This is a genomic window from Inquilinus sp. OTU3971 (assembly GCF_038440215.1).
Genome location: NZ_JASATH010000011.1, coordinates 16,410 through 30,034 on the forward strand (window position 1 = coordinate 16,410; position 13,625 = coordinate 30,034).

The window sequence follows — 13,625 nt, forward strand, 5'->3', positions numbered from 1 at the left end:
CGGGCGATGCGGCGCTTCCCCTGGCTCCTCGCAGCGGCTTTCGCGATCCTGGCAGCGGCGCTGCTGGCCGCCCTGTTCGGCGGCTGGCTGACGCCCTACGGCGTGACCCAGCAGAACCTGCTCGCCCGGCTCAAGCCGCCGTCCTTCCTGGGCGGCGACCCGCGCTACCTGCTCGGCACCGACCGCCTCGGCCGCGACATGGTGGCCCGGCTGGTCGGCGGGCTGCAGATGTCGCTGTCGGTCGCCGTCGCCGGCACGGTGATCGGGGCGGTGGTCGGCTGCACCATCGGCTTCATCGCTGCGCATTTCCGCGGCTGGGTCGAGGAGTCGCTGATGATGCTGGTCGACTTCCAGGCGTCCCTGCCCTTCATCCTGATCGCGCTGACCCTCCTGGCCTTCTTCGGCAACAGCCTGACGCTGTTCGTCATCCTGATGGGGCTGCATGGCTGGGAATCCTACGCCCGGCTGGCGCGCGGCGTGGTCCTGTCCGCCGCCAGCCAGCCCTATGCCAAGGCGGTGGTGGCGCTGGGCGCCGCGCCGATGCGCCTCTACCTGCGGCACATCCTGCCGAATGTGGCGAGCGCGCTGATCGTCCAGATCACGCTGAACTTCCCGCAGATCATCCTGCTCGAGACCTCGCTGAGCTTCCTCGGCCTCGGCATCCAGCCGCCCTTGACCAGCCTGGGCCAGATCCTCGGCGACGGCCGCGAATACCTGTCCAGCGCCTGGTGGATCGCGGTCTGGCCCGGGCTGGTGATCTTCGCCGTCACCCTGTCGATGAGCATCGTCGGCGACTGGCTGCGCGACCGGCTGGACCCGATGCTGCGCCACCGCACCGCCTGAGACCCGGACCAGACAAACAAAGGAGGCTTCGATGTTCACAAGACGCGGTTTCGGCAAGCTGGCGCTCGGCGCCGGCGCCGTCTCGCTGGCAACGCCGCTGCGATACGGGCGGGCGGCGGACCGGCCGGCGCTGACCATCGCGGTCGACAACCTGTGGCAGACGATGTCGCCGATCAACGGCCTCAGCACCACCTCCAACCGGATCTTCCCGAACTTCTACGAGGCGCTGATCGAGCGCGACTACCTCTCCGACCCGAACGGCCTGGCGCTGGCGCCGAAGCTGGCGACGAAGTGGGAGCGGAACGGCACGGTCTGGACCATCGAGCTGCGCCAGGGCGTGAAGTTCCACGACGGCACGGAGATGACGGCCGAGGACGTCGCCTTCACCCTCGGCGCCGACCGGCTGTGGGGGCCGAAGCCGTTCGAGCCGCGCGGCAGAACCTTCACCGCCGGCTTCAAGCGGGTCGAGGCGACCGGCCCCCACACCATCGAGATCGAGACCGCCACGCCCGACCCGAACGTCCCGGGCAAGCTGACCGGCAATATCGGCCTGGTGGTGCCGAAGAAATACTATCTCGAGGTCGGCGTCGACCGCTTCGGCCAGGCGCCGATCGGCACCGGACCCTACAAGGTCACCACCTTCCGCTCCGGCGAGGCGATGGTGCTCGACGCCTTCGACGGTTATTGGGGCGACCCGCCGCCGGCGCGGCAGCTGGTGTGGAAGATCGTGCCGGAATTCGCGGCACGCCTGGCCGGGCTGGTGTCGAAGGAGTTCGACTTCATCGTCAACATCCCGACCGACCAGGAGCCGACGCTGCAGGGCTATCCCGAAATCAAGCTGGTCCGGCGCCAGGTCGAGAACTACCCGGCCTTCGCCTTCAACACCCTGCCCGACCCGCCGGACAATCCGCTGGTCGACCCGAAGCTGCGCTACGCCATGGTCCAGGGCGTCAACATGGACGAGATCGTCACGGCCCTGTTCGGCGATGCCACCTTCCACCCGGCGGTGCCGTTCAACTTCACGGAATACGGCAAGTTCTACGACCCCGATCTGAAGCCGAAGCTGCCCTACGACCCGGAGCGGGCCAAGGCCCTGGTCAAGGAGACCAGCTATGACGGCCAGAAGCTGCTGTGGCACATCACCCGGCAGTTCTATCCGAACTACGAGGCCGCGGCCGAGATCATGGTCGAGCAGTGGCGCGAGATCGGCGTCAATGTCGAGGCGCAGGTGCTGGACAATTTCGAGCTGGTCTACCGCCGCCCCTACCATTTGATGAACATGTCGATGAGCTCGGACTTCATCCCGGGCGACCCATACCAGCCGCTGTGGCTGGACTGGGGCCCGACCGCGACCCGCTCCACTGCGAGCTGGAAGACCTGGACGCCGACCGAGAAATTCGTCGAGCTCGGCCGCGCTTTCGAGAAGGAGATCGAGTTCGAGAAGCGCAAGGCCGCCTATCTCGCCTTGTCGGAGGAATGGCAGCGGGTCACGCCGGGCTTCTATCTGTGGAAGAGCGTCTACAACTGGGCGCATCGCGGCGACATCGCGTGGACGCCGATCGGCGACAGCGACATGCGCATGTATGGCGGCTATCTGAAGCTGGGCTGAGACCGATGCCGCTGCGCAAGTACGCCCTGAAGGACATGACCTTCGTGGAGTTCCGCGAGCGTCTGGCCGAGCGCCCGGTCGTCCTGCTGCCCTTCGGCAGCCAGGAGGAGCAGGGCCCGCACGCCCCGATGGGCGACTACATGCTGACCGAGCGGCTGTCGCTGTTGGCGGCGGAGGCGGCGGATGCGATCGCCGCCCCCACCGTCCCCTTCGGCTATGCCGATTTCTTCCGCACCGTGCCGGGCGGCATCCAGCTGCGCGCCGAGACCTTCTCGGCGGTGCTGGAGGATACGGTGACTGCCTTCCTCGACCATGGCGTCGAGCATCTGGTCGTGTTCAACGGCCACAGCTCGAACGCGCCGCTGATCGACCAGGCGCTGCGCCGCCTGCGGCGCCAGCGCGGCGTGGCGGTGGCGGCGCTGAACATCTGGCGCCTGATCCCGCCCGAGCTGTGGCGCGAGCTGCACGGCGACAGGGCCGCCCAGGCCCGCGGCCATGGCGGCGACCCGCTGACCTCGGTCTATCTGCACCTGTTCCCGGAGCTGATGCGGCCCGATCTGGTGCGCCCGGCGACGCCGTCCCAGGCCTTCGGCCTGCCGACCGACGGCGTCGCCGCGGTCAGCTTCGAGGGGCTGGCGGTGCAGGTGCCGCTCGACGTCACCGAGGTCAACCCGGACGGCATGCTGGGCGGCGACCCGACCCTGGCCGATGCCACGATCGGCGCCCGCATCGTCGAGCACATCACCGGCTTCACCGCCCGCTTCGTCGCCCATTTCCGCCGCTGCGACCCGCGCCGGGTCGAGGCGACGCCGGCATGAGTTCCCTCCTCGCCATCGAGAATCTGCGCGTGAAGCTGCCGCCTGCGGCGGAGCGGCTGGACGCCGTCTCGAACCTGTCGCTGGCGCTCGGCCGTGGCGAGATCCTCTGCGTCGTCGGCGAATCCGGCTCCGGCAAGTCGATGACGGCGCTGGCGGTGATGGGCCTGCTGCCGGCCAACCTGCCGGCGCCGAGCGGCCGCGTGATCTTCGAGGGCCGCGACCTGCTGGCCCTGGCCGAGCGCGAGCGGCGCGACCTGGCCGGCCGGCGCATCGCCATGATCTTCCAGGAGCCGAGCGCCGCGCTGAACCCGATCTACCGGGTCGGCGACCAGGTGGCCGAGACCTTCCGGCTGCACACGAAGCTCTCCGCCGCCGAGATCCGCGAGCGCGTGCTGGCGCTGTTCCGTGAGGTCCGCCTGCCCGACCCCGAGCAGCTGTATCACAGCTATCCGCACCAGCTGTCCGGCGGGCAGTGCCAGCGCGTGATGATCGCGACCGCGCTGGCGCTGGACCCCGCCATCCTGATCGCCGACGAACCGACCACCGCGCTCGACGTCACCACCCAGGCGCAGATACTGCGGCTGATGCTGGATCTGCGGCAGCGGCACGGCACCGGCATCCTGTTCATCACCCATGATTTCGGCGTGGTCGCCGAGATCGCCGACCGGGTCGCGGTGATGCAGAACGGAAGGCTGGTCGAGGAAGGGCCCCGCGACCGCGTGCTGCGCCGGCCGGAGGCGGCCTACACCCGCGACCTGCTGGCCGCGGTGCCGATGCTGGAGCCGCGCCGCGCCCGGCCGGGGCTGGGCCCGGTCGCCGTCTCGGCCAAAGGCATCGCCAAGACCTTCCGCAAGTCCGGGCTGTTCGGCGGCGGCCGCAGCGTCAAGGCGGTGGACGGAGTCGATGTCGAGATCCGCCGTGGCGAGACGCTGGGGCTGGTCGGCGAATCCGGCTCCGGCAAGTCCACTTTGGCGCAATGCGTCATCCGGCTGATCGAGCCCGAGCGCGGCGACATCGTGCTGCCGGGCGGCTCCTTCTCCGCCCTCAGGGGCAGGGCGCTGCGGGCGGCACGGCGGCGGGTTCAGATCGTGTTCCAGGATCCCTACAGCGCGCTCGACCCGCGGCAGAGCGTCGGCGCCGCGATCGCCGAGGGGCCGGTGATCCACGGCGTCGACCGGGCCGAGGCCCGGCAGCGCGCGTTGAAGCTGCTGCAGGCCGTCGGCCTCGACGCCGAGGCGGCCGGCCGGTTCCCGCATGAATTCTCCGGCGGCCAGCGCCAGCGCATCTGCATCGCCCGGGCGCTGGCGATCGAGCCGGACCTGCTGATCGCCGACGAATCCGTCTCGGCGCTCGACGTCTCGGTCCAGGCCCAGATCCTGGACCTGCTGGCCGAAATGCAGCAGCGGCTCGGCTTCGCCATGCTGTTCATCACCCATGACCTGCGCGTGGCCAGCCGGATCTGCGACCGCATCGCCGTGATGCGCCAGGGCCGCATCGTCGAGGAGGGCGAGCCCGCCGCCCTCTTCGGCGCCCCGCGCGAGGCTTACACCCGCGAGCTGCTGTCGGCCGTGCCCGGGCGCGACTGGGGCCGGGACACAGCCGGGCCGGAAGGAACGATGCTGCATGAGAAAGTATGAGATCGGCGCCGTGCCGCCGCAGATCGCCCAGGCTGGTCAGAAGCTGGGCGACCTCTCCGGCGCCAGCCGCCTGGTCGCCGCCGCCGACCAGGAGGGTGTCCAAGGCTGATCTCCATTACGCTGGCGCCTTGAGCAAGCCGACCGCCCTGGTCAATCGAAGCGGGGCGGCTCGGCGGCAGTGCGCAGCGCCTCCAGCAACGCTGCCGAGGGCCGCCCCGTGATCGGCAGACCGTGGCTCCCCTGGAAGGTGGCGATCGCGGCCCGGGTCTTGCGCCCGAGCCGGCCATTCGCCCGACCGGCATCCAGGTTCAGCTTCCCCAGCAGCAGCTGGATTTCCCTGATCTGGGCGCTGCTGGCCGGCAGGTCAGGCGCGATTGCCGGTGGCGCGGCGGTCGCGGCCGGCGGCACGGCTGCCGTCTGGCCGGGGCCGGCCGGCCCCGGCGCCGCCCGGTTGCCCGGGACCTGCTGCGGGCTCTCGGCGGCCGCAGTGGTTTGGGCCGGTGCCAGACGCCCGGCGTCCAGGGCCGCTTGCAGCCTTGCCAGCGCCTGCTTTCCCTGCTCGTCGCCGGCCTTGGCTGCGATCCGGTACCAGCCGGCGGCCATCACCGGGTTGGGCGGCCCGAGCTCGCCGGCTTCATAGAGGCGGCCCACCTCATACGCACCGCGCGGCTTGCCGGTGACACTGGCCCTGCGGAACCAATTCATCGCCTCTCTCGCGTCGCGTGGCACGCCGAGGCCTTGCTCCCACAGAAAGCCGAACGCATAAGCGGCATCGGCTTTACCCTGGTCGGCGGCGCGGCGGTACCAGTAGGCGGCGTGCTCATAGCTCTGCGGCACGCCCGCGCCCTGTGCGAAGGCGGTGGCGATCTGATACTCGGCGTTCGCGTCGCCGGCGACGGCCTTGCGCGCCAGATCGCGCAGTTCGGCAGAGGCGTTGTCCGGCAGCTGCAACTGGGCTGCCGGGTCACCGTCCGGGATATGCGGCGATGGTGCGGCCGCCCTGACGACGGGCGCCGGAGCCGCGGGCGCGGCCTGTGGAGTAATGACTGTGGCAGCGGTTGCAGAATCGGATGCTTGCGGCGCTTCGGCCGAAGCGGCGTCGCCCCAGCCCAGCCCCAGATCGTCCAGCGTGGAGCAGCCGACCACGGTGAAGCCGAGCAGGACCGCCACCGCGTGGCGGGCGGCACCCCGGTGCACAGGGTTCGGCTCACGCTCGAGGCTGGTCGCATCATCGGCCAGTGATTTCACCGGACCTCCTCGCCGTTGCTGAATCGAGATGGCGCGCCCATGCGCCGGCCAAGCCCCGATGGCGCCGTCTCCCGGCCCGTCCGATGGCGACTTGGCAGGGGACATTCACCGGCGGGCCGTTGGACGATGACTCATTGCCCGGGCGATCGCGACTGGCCCAATGGTACATACCCTGCCTTATCGTGCGCCCGATACGGGGCTCTGCTTCCCCGAATTCCGAATGGCCATACGTCCTTCGTGGTACCCACCGGCGCCGGCACCATGTCGCTGATGCCTCGCTCACCCGCGCGACAGCTCAGGAATGCCTGCGCACTCCTCGTCCGATGCTCCCTTTCGCTGGCGCGGAGGAGCCGATCCGCGGCGATGATTGATCGGCCGCAGCCGACCGGCCGGGCGCGTGGACCTTGAGCAGCTCGGTCAGCCGCTCCAGGTTGCCGGCCGTCATCTCGGCACGGGTGGCGAAGGCCAGCTCGCGCGCCTCGCGCTCACCATGACGAAGGATCGAGTACTTCTTCTGGTGCCGTACCCCGTCCTGGGTCCAATAGGCGACCCAGAAGGCGGTCGTGCCCTGCGGGCGAGCATAGCGCGAGACCCCCGGGATGCCATGCGGGGTGTTCTTGCGCCGGACCAGCATGCTGCGCAGCGATCTGATCTGTCGGTGTTCTTCGAGATCCTTCATGGCGAACGCCTCGGCCGCGGCCTTGGCCCGCGCCGAGGTGCCGAACGCCCGGTCGGAGAAGAATTTGCGCGTATGCAGCCCAGCAACCGAGTACTGGACGAGCCAACCGAGCATCCGCTTCGCCTTGTCGTCAATTCGACTGACGCGCATCGGACTCTCCAAACTGACCCGCGGAGTCTCGCATACTGTGCCGCTGATGTGCAGATGGAGGGGGTACCGCTTCCGGATGAGACATGCTGCCGGTCTCCCTGTCCGGCGCCCTACCCGCTGGCCCGGACCACCAGGCTGAGATCCACTAGCTCGATGCTGCGCTCCGGCGACCCGCCGCCGAGGCGGGTCAGCAGCATCCGGCCGGCGCGTCGGCCGATGTCGTCGCTGTCGATGCGGACCGTGGTCAGCCCCGGCTCCAGCGCCTCCGCCAGTTCGATATCGCCGAAGCCGGCCACCGCCAGGTCGCCCGGCACGGCGAGGCCGCGGCGCCGCGCCTCGAACAGCGCGCCGATCGCCAGCAGGTCGTTGCCGAAGAAGGCTGCGTCGAGCGGCTCGCCCTGCTCCAGCAGCGCGGCCATGGCGCGGCGCCCCTCGGCCAGACCGGCCGGGCCCTCGACCGGCAGCTCCGCCGCCGGGCGCAGCCCGCGCTTGGCCAGACCCTCCTTGAAGCCCTGCAGCCGCAGCACGCCGCGGCCGCCGCCGCGGCCGACATAGGCAATACGGCGATAGCCGCGCTCGCCGAAATGCTCGCCGACCAGCCGACCGCCGTCGAAATTGGAGAAGCCGACCAGCATGTCGATCGGGTCCTGCGGATAGGCCCAGGTCTCCATCACCGGCACGCCGAGCGAGCGCAGCGCCTCGCGGTTCTCCTCCAGCTCGATCACCCCGGTGAACAGAACCGCCGCGGGCTTGAGGTCGCGCAGCGACCGGATCATCGCCGTCTCGCGCGCATAGGAATACGCGGTCTCGCCCGTCATCAGCCGGTAGCCCGCCGGCTCCAGCACCTCGGCGCAGGCCCGCACGGCGCGGGAGAATTGCGGGTTGGCGATGTTGGAGACGAAGGCGGCGACCAGGGTCGACGGCGCGGTCGCGGCCGACACCGCCGGCCGGCCGCCAGAGCGCAGGCGGATGGCGTCCTGGTTGGGCGCGTAGCCGGTCTGCTCGATCGCGGCCTGGATGCGGCGGCGCTTGTCCTCCGCCACCTTCTCCGGCTGGCGCAGCGCGCGGGAGACGGTGATCGGCGACACCCCGGCAATGCGCGCGACCTCATCGATGCGGGGCGGCCGCTTCTCCGAATCCGTCATCCGCTCCCCTCCACCCCGCCTTCGCCTCACGCCGGTCACCGGCCGGCGTCCAGCACCTCGGCCACCTGGATCAGACAGTCGCCCGGTTCGCACCGGCTGTGCAACCGGTGCGAGATCACGACGCCGGCCTCGGCGAAGCGCAGCGGCGCCTCCGCCACCTCCAGCCGGTCCAGGTCGTGCACCCAGCCGGCCAGGTCTCCGACTTCGACCTCGGCGCCGACCTCCACCGCCGGCTCGAACCAGCCGGGGGCCGTGGCATAGATCGCCTGGCTGTGCCGGGCCAGGGACAGCAGGCGCATCGGCCCCGCGGCGGGCGCCGGACCCAGCAGCGGCGCGTCGATGATGCCCAGGGCCAGCAGCAGGGCGTCGATCGCGGCCGACGCCCCGCGCATCGTCGCCGGCGTCACCGTGCCGCCGCCGCCGAACTCGCCGGACAGGCCGATCGTGCCGGCCCGCGCCGCGGCGCCCATCGAGGTCGGTGCCGCCGGGCCGTTGTCGGCAATGAAGCCGTAGGGCAGGCCGAGCGCGCGCATCAGCGCCACCGCCCGCTCCTGCCGCGCCGGGTCGGCATGGCGCTCGATCAGGGCGCAGGGCAGATGCGCCATCGAGGTGCCGCCGGAATGCAGGTCGAACACCACGTCGTGGCGCGGGAACAGCTCGCGCTCGAGGAAATCGGCGATGCGCTGGGTCGGGGTGCCGTCCGGGTCGCCCGGGAAGGCGCGGTTGAGGTTGCCGCCGTCGAGCGGCGAGCAGCGCTTCGACGCCCGCACCGCCGGCGCGTTGGTCATCGGCAGGATGGTCACCGCGCCGCGCATCCGGGCCGGGTCCAGCCGGCGGACCAGCCGGGCCAGAGCGAATTCGCCCTCGTATTCGTCGCCATGGTTGCCGGCCATCAGCAGCACGCTGGGGCCGTCGCCGTTCCGGATCCGCGCGACCGGCACCTTGACATGGAAATAGGGCGACCGGTCGACCGAGAAGGGTATTCCCAGATGGTCCAGGACGCGGCCGTCGGCGTCGAAATCGATGGTGTGGAACAGACCCGTATGCATCTCGGTCCTCGGGGCGCAGGGATGCCACCCGGCAGGGCGGCGACTTATTTGAGATCGGCTCTCCAGCCCTTCCCCGTCACGGCGAGGCGCGCAGCGCCGTGACGGATCATATTTCGGGCAACCGGCACTACATCAGCGGCAGCTGCTGCGCCGCGCCGAACCAGGTGGTCTGCAGCTTCGCCAGCTTGCCGTTGAGGCGGTTGTAGTAGAGGAAGGTGTTGATCCAGTTCAGCAAATCCGGCTGGCCGTGCTGGATCACGACATGGGCGGGCGACTGGCGGATCAGGAATTTCAGCTCCACCTCCTTGCCCGGATTCTGCTGCGACACGGTGCGGGCGATGGCGCTGTTCTCGGCGAACATCTCGGCCTGGCCCGACAGATACGCGCCGACGGCCGAGGGCGCGTCCTCGAAACGGTTATACGCGGCGTCCGGCGCATTCTCGGTCAGCCACAGGTCCAGCGTCGTGCCCTTGGCGACGGCGATGCTGTGGCCGGCCAGGGCCGCGGCATTCTCGAACGGCGCGATGCTCTTCGGCCCGTAGACGCCGAGATCGACCGCGGCATAGGGCTGCGAGAAGGCGACCTGCTGCGCCCGCTCCGGCGTGGCGCCGGCGGCGGCGATCAGCACGTCGACCTTGTCGGCCAGCAGGCTGGGGATGCGGCTGGCGCCGGTGACCTGCACCAGCTCGAGCTCGACGCCCATATCGGCCGCCATCAGCTTGGCCAGGTCGATGTCGAGGCCGGCGGCCTCGCCCGCCTCGTTCTTGAAGCCCCAGGGCGCCACGTCCATCAGCACCCCGACCCTGAGCTTGCCGGCGTCGAGCACGTCCTGCAGCTTGTCCGCGTGGGCCGCGGCCGGCAGGGCCAACGCGGCCACCGCTGCGGCGGCGGCCAGCAGGCGGCGGAATCCGGTGATCATGAAAACCTCCTTCTGTTCGTTGCTTCGGGTCATTGCACGGAGCCGATGAAGCTCTTGAGCTCCGGCGTCTGCGGAGCGCCGAAAATCCGGTCCGGCGGCCCCTCCTCCCAGACCCGGCCCTGATGCATGAAGACGATCTTGGTCGCGACGTTGCGGGCGAAGCCCATCTCATGCGTCACCAGGATCATGGTCATGCCCTGGCGCGCCATCTGCTCCATCACCCGCAGCACCTCGCCCACCAGCTCGGGGTCGAGGGCCGAGGTGACCTCGTCGAACAGCATCAGCTGCGGCGACATGGCGAGGCAGCGGGCGATGGCGACGCGCTGCTGCTGGCCGCCGGACAGCCGCTCGGGCCAGGCGTCGATCTTGTCGGCCAGGCCGACCCGGCCCAGCACCTCGGCCGCCAGTGCCCGCGCCTCGCCTTTGCGGATCCGGCCGGTCAGGATCGGCGCCAGGGTGACGTTGCGCTCGACCGTCAGATGCGGGAACAGGTTGTAGCTCTGGAACACGATGCCGACGCGCTGGCGCAGTGCCCGCAGATCCCTCATCCCGGCGCGGACTTGCTTGCCCTCGATCCGCACCTCGCCGTCCTCGATCGTCTCCAGCGCGTTGATGCAGCGCAGCAGCGTCGACTTGCCGGAGCCGGAGCGGCCGATGATGGTGACGATCTCGCCCTCCGCCACGTCCAGCGAGATGCCCTTCAGCACCTCGACCGGGCCGAAGCGCTTGCGCAGGTTCCGGACTTCAACGAGCGCCATTGAGACGGGCCTCCAGCGAGCGCGACCAGGTGGTCAGGGGGAAGCAGATCGCGAAATAGATCGCGGCGACGACGGTGTAGGTCAGCAGCGGCTGGAAGGTGGCAGCGCTGGCCATCTGCCCGGCCCGCGCCAGCTCGACGAAGCCGACGACCGAGGCCAGCGAGGTGTTCTTCACCAGCTGCACCAGGAAGCCGACCGTGGCCGGCAGGGCGATGCGGAAGGCCTGCGGCCCGATCACCCAGCGGAACTGCTGCCATTTGGTCAGGCCGAGGCATTCCGCCGCCTCCCACCGCGCCGGCTTCACCGCCTCGATGCCGCCGCGCCAGATCTCGCCCAGGAACACCGCGGTCCAGATGGTGTAGGCGACGCCGACGGCGACCAGCGCCGGCACGTCGACGCCGAGGAACACCGGCATGCCGAAATAGAAGAACATCAAGAGGCCGAGCAGCGGCACGCCCTGGACCAGCTGCAGCAGCAGGGCCGCGATCCAGCGCGGCAACCCCGCCCGCCCGGCCCGCATCACCGCGAGGCCGAGCGCCAGCGGCCCGCCGCAGCCGAGCGCGATCAGGGCCAGCGCCACCGTCCATTGCAGCGCGGCGAGAAGCGACAGCAGGTCGCCGGCGGAGAAGATTCGCATCCCGCCCCTCCCCTAGCGCCGGACCGGCCAGCGGAAGGCCAGCCGGCCTATCGCCGCGAACAGCAGCTTGAAGGCCACCACCATCGCCAGATACATGGCGCAGACCACGGCATAGACCTCGAAGCTGCGGAAGCTGCGGCTCTCGACGAAGCCGGCGGTGTGGAACAGCTCCTCCGCCGAGACCTGGGAGGCGAGCGAGGAGCCGAGCAGCAGCAGCACGAACTGGCTGGTGATCGACGGGTAGACGTTGCGCAGCGCCGGCGGCAGCACGACATGGCGGAACACCTGCCAGCGCGTGAGCCCGAGGCAGGATGCGGCCTCCACCTGGCTGCGGTGGATCGAGTCGAGGCCGGAGCGCACGATCTCGGTGGCATAGGCGCCGAAATAGAGGCTCAGCGCCACCGCCGCGGCCTCGAAGGGCGGCAGCTTCAGCCCCATGCCCGGCAGCACGAAGAAGATCAGGAACAGCTGGATCAGCGCCGGGGTGTTGCGGATCAGCTCGACATAGGCGCGGACCGCGATCCGCAGCGGCTTGGGGCCGTGGCGCAGCGCCAGCGCGCCGGCGACGCCGATCGCCAGCCCCGCCGCCGCGGCGATCGCGGTCAGCAGCAGCGTCATCAGGGCGCCGTCCAGCAGCTGCCCCTCATAGCGCCAGAGCGGCCGGAAGTTCAGGCGGTCCATGACAACGTTGTCTTTTGAGTGCGCACGAAGGCAGTGGCGGAATTCATGGCCCGGATCAGCCGAAGCAGGTGGGATAGGCGGCCTGGACTCGGCCCTGGCCGTCGATACCCCAGATCACCCGCCAGCGGTCGAGGCAGGTGCAGGGGTGGGAGATGCCGAACTCGATGACGTCGCCGACCGCGACCGGGCTGTCGGCGCCGAGCGCCAGGAATCCATGCTGGTCGTTCAGCTTCATCACCCGCGCCTCCTCCGGCCGGGCGAAGCTCGCCAGCGGGCGGCCGTCGCGATGCAGGCGCAGCGGCGTCGGCAGGTCCTGGTCGAAGGAGACGTCGCGCATGCCCATGCCGCAGATGGCCAGGCCCGGCGCCGGGCGCGACAGCACCTCGGCCCAGATCCGGAGCGCCGGGCGGAACCCGTCCGACGCGCTGGCCACCGCGCCACCCAGGCGGAAGCCCTGGCGGGCGTCGAGCGCCGCCAGGCCGCGCTTGTAGATGCCGTGGTCGTGGAAGAAGATCGCGCCGCTGCGCAGCACCAGCCGGGCCTTGCCGTCGGCCGCGGCCACCGGGCCGAGATGCTGCACGATCAGGTCGAAATAGACCGACCCGCCGGCGGTCAGGATCAGCGGCGCCTGTGGACCGACAGCGGCGCGGACCTTGCCGAACGCCTCCGCCGCCAGCGCCGCGAGATCGGCGATCGCCGTCCGCGTCCGCTCGGCATCCACGGTCGCCGCCGCGCCCTCATAGGCGCCGATTCCGGCCAGGCGCAGCCTTCCCTCGCTGGCCTGGACCGCGGTGATCACCCGCTCCGCCGCCGCCAGGTCGCGGGCGCCGGCGCGGCCGGTCCCGACCTCGACCACCACCGGCAGCGGCGCCAGCCGCGCCTCGCGCCAGGCGGCGTCCAGCGCCGATGCGGCCTCGGGGGAATCGACGAAGGCGTAGATCTCGGCCCGGGGATAGGCCTCGTGCAGGCGGGCCAGGCGGCGCGCACCGCCCGGGCCGCCGACCTGGTTGGCCAGGATCAGCCGGTTCAGCCCGGCGCGCAGCATCACCGCGGCCTGGCGGATATCGGCCACCGTGGTGCCCCAGGCCCCGGCCGCGACCAGCGAGGCCGCCAGCGCCGGCGCCATCGGCGTCTTGGAATGCGGCGCGATCGCCGCCCCCTGCTCCGCCACGTAACGCAGCATCAGCGCGCGGTTGCCGGCGAAGGCATCCTCGTCCAGGGTCAGCACCGGCAGCGACATGGTGCCCTCGGCCGGGTGCCAGCCCTGCGCCGCCACGGCGTCCAGCGGGATCGGCCCGGCGCCCGGCGGCACGCCCCGGATGCCGTCATGCAGCATGTCCGCTTCCCGCAAGATGATCCCGTCGGCCACGATCGCCGCTCCCCTTCCCCGTCATTGCACTTTCTTAGACGGCAGCGGCGGGCTATCTGTCAAGACAACGTTATCATCGAACA

General features: G+C 70.6%; 14 protein-coding genes. 5 read left to right on the forward strand and 9 right to left on the reverse strand.

Annotated features, from left to right (window positions below; translation table 11 throughout):
* The first annotated feature begins 6 nt into the window (after positions 1–6).
* The 5 genes from AAHM41_RS04715 to AAHM41_RS04735 are packed head-to-tail and all read left to right on the forward strand — an operon-like array spanning position 7 to position 5,016.
* Positions 7–843: an ABC transporter permease gene (locus AAHM41_RS04715; protein WP_342235359.1), complete on the forward strand. Its 837-nt coding sequence runs from the start codon at positions 7–9 to the stop codon at positions 841–843.
* Positions 844–874: 31 nt separating this feature from the next.
* Entirely contained in the window at positions 875–2,452 is a 1,578-nt protein-coding gene (locus AAHM41_RS04720) for an ABC transporter substrate-binding protein (RefSeq protein WP_342235360.1), read from the forward strand.
* A 5-nt stretch (positions 2,453–2,457) separates the two neighbouring features.
* Positions 2,458–3,270, forward strand: a complete 813-nt coding sequence (locus AAHM41_RS04725; protein WP_342235361.1) for a creatininase family protein — start codon at positions 2,458–2,460, stop codon at positions 3,268–3,270.
* Positions 3,267–4,907 (forward strand): ABC transporter ATP-binding protein, encoded by a 1,641-nt coding sequence (locus AAHM41_RS04730; RefSeq protein WP_342235362.1) that lies wholly within the window; start codon positions 3,267–3,269, stop codon positions 4,905–4,907. Before AAHM41_RS04725 ends, AAHM41_RS04730 begins: the two co-directional genes overlap by 4 nt.
* Entirely contained in the window at positions 4,894–5,016 is a 123-nt protein-coding gene (locus AAHM41_RS04735; RefSeq protein WP_342235363.1) for a hypothetical protein, read from the forward strand. Before AAHM41_RS04730 ends, AAHM41_RS04735 begins: the two co-directional genes overlap by 14 nt.
* Before the next feature lie 41 nt (positions 5,017–5,057).
* On the opposite strand, the gene AAHM41_RS04740 is transcribed toward AAHM41_RS04735, so the two are convergent.
* The 9 genes from AAHM41_RS04740 to AAHM41_RS04780 form a co-directional block, all read right to left on the reverse strand.
* Positions 5,058–6,155 carry an SEL1-like repeat protein gene (locus AAHM41_RS04740; RefSeq protein ID WP_342235364.1) on the reverse strand — a complete coding sequence of 366 codons (1,098 nt, stop codon included), beginning with the start codon at positions 6,153–6,155 and terminating at the stop codon, positions 5,058–5,060.
* A 295-nt stretch (positions 6,156–6,450) separates the two neighbouring features.
* Positions 6,451–6,984: an AP2/ERF family transcription factor gene (locus tag AAHM41_RS04745; protein ID WP_342235365.1), complete on the reverse strand. Its 534-nt coding sequence runs from the start codon at positions 6,982–6,984 to the stop codon at positions 6,451–6,453.
* Between the two features lie 110 nt (positions 6,985–7,094).
* Entirely contained in the window at positions 7,095–8,129 is a 1,035-nt protein-coding gene (locus tag AAHM41_RS04750; protein ID WP_342235366.1) for a substrate-binding domain-containing protein, read from the reverse strand.
* A 35-nt stretch (positions 8,130–8,164) separates the two neighbouring features.
* Complete coding sequence (locus AAHM41_RS04755) at positions 8,165–9,178, reverse strand: succinylglutamate desuccinylase/aspartoacylase family protein (RefSeq protein WP_342235367.1); 1,014 nt, start codon at positions 9,176–9,178, stop codon at positions 8,165–8,167.
* A gap of 127 nt (positions 9,179–9,305) precedes the next feature.
* A complete protein-coding gene (locus AAHM41_RS04760) occupies positions 9,306–10,097 on the reverse strand; it encodes a transporter substrate-binding domain-containing protein (protein ID WP_342235368.1) in 792 nt (263 codons plus the stop codon).
* Between the two features lie 29 nt (positions 10,098–10,126).
* On the reverse strand, positions 10,127–10,855 hold the full coding sequence (locus tag AAHM41_RS04765) for an amino acid ABC transporter ATP-binding protein (RefSeq protein WP_342235369.1): 729 nt from the start codon (positions 10,853–10,855) through the stop codon (positions 10,127–10,129).
* Entirely contained in the window at positions 10,842–11,492 is a 651-nt protein-coding gene (locus tag AAHM41_RS04770) for an amino acid ABC transporter permease (protein WP_342235370.1), read from the reverse strand. Before AAHM41_RS04770 ends, AAHM41_RS04765 begins: the two co-directional genes overlap by 14 nt.
* 12 nt (positions 11,493–11,504) lie before the next feature.
* On the reverse strand, positions 11,505–12,173 hold the full coding sequence (locus AAHM41_RS04775; RefSeq protein WP_342235371.1) for an amino acid ABC transporter permease: 669 nt from the start codon (positions 12,171–12,173) through the stop codon (positions 11,505–11,507).
* Between the two features lie 55 nt (positions 12,174–12,228).
* Complete coding sequence (locus tag AAHM41_RS04780) at positions 12,229–13,542, reverse strand: alanine racemase (protein WP_342235372.1); 1,314 nt, start codon at positions 13,540–13,542, stop codon at positions 12,229–12,231.
* Between the last annotated feature and the right edge of the window lie 83 nt (positions 13,543–13,625).

Coding starts and splice junctions, on each gene's coding strand:
- AAHM41_RS04715 (WP_342235359.1), top strand. CDS start 7: ATGCGGCGCTTCCCCTGGCTCCTCGCAGCGGCTTTCGCGATCCTGGCA.
- AAHM41_RS04720 (WP_342235360.1), top strand. CDS start 875: ATGTTCACAAGACGCGGTTTCGGCAAGCTGGCGCTCGGCGCCGGCGCC.
- AAHM41_RS04725 (WP_342235361.1), top strand. CDS start 2,458: ATGCCGCTGCGCAAGTACGCCCTGAAGGACATGACCTTCGTGGAGTTC.
- AAHM41_RS04730 (WP_342235362.1), top strand. CDS start 3,267: ATGAGTTCCCTCCTCGCCATCGAGAATCTGCGCGTGAAGCTGCCGCCT.
- AAHM41_RS04735 (WP_342235363.1), top strand. CDS start 4,894: ATGAGAAAGTATGAGATCGGCGCCGTGCCGCCGCAGATCGCCCAGGCT.
- AAHM41_RS04745 (WP_342235365.1), bottom strand. CDS start 6,984: ATGCGCGTCAGTCGAATTGACGACAAGGCGAAGCGGATGCTCGGTTGG.
- AAHM41_RS04750 (WP_342235366.1), bottom strand. CDS start 8,129: ATGACGGATTCGGAGAAGCGGCCGCCCCGCATCGATGAGGTCGCGCGC.
- AAHM41_RS04755 (WP_342235367.1), bottom strand. CDS start 9,178: ATGCATACGGGTCTGTTCCACACCATCGATTTCGACGCCGACGGCCGC.
- AAHM41_RS04760 (WP_342235368.1), bottom strand. CDS start 10,097: ATGATCACCGGATTCCGCCGCCTGCTGGCCGCCGCCGCAGCGGTGGCC.
- AAHM41_RS04765 (WP_342235369.1), bottom strand. CDS start 10,855: ATGGCGCTCGTTGAAGTCCGGAACCTGCGCAAGCGCTTCGGCCCGGTC.
- AAHM41_RS04770 (WP_342235370.1), bottom strand. CDS start 11,492: ATGCGAATCTTCTCCGCCGGCGACCTGCTGTCGCTTCTCGCCGCGCTG.
- AAHM41_RS04775 (WP_342235371.1), bottom strand. CDS start 12,173: ATGGACCGCCTGAACTTCCGGCCGCTCTGGCGCTATGAGGGGCAGCTG.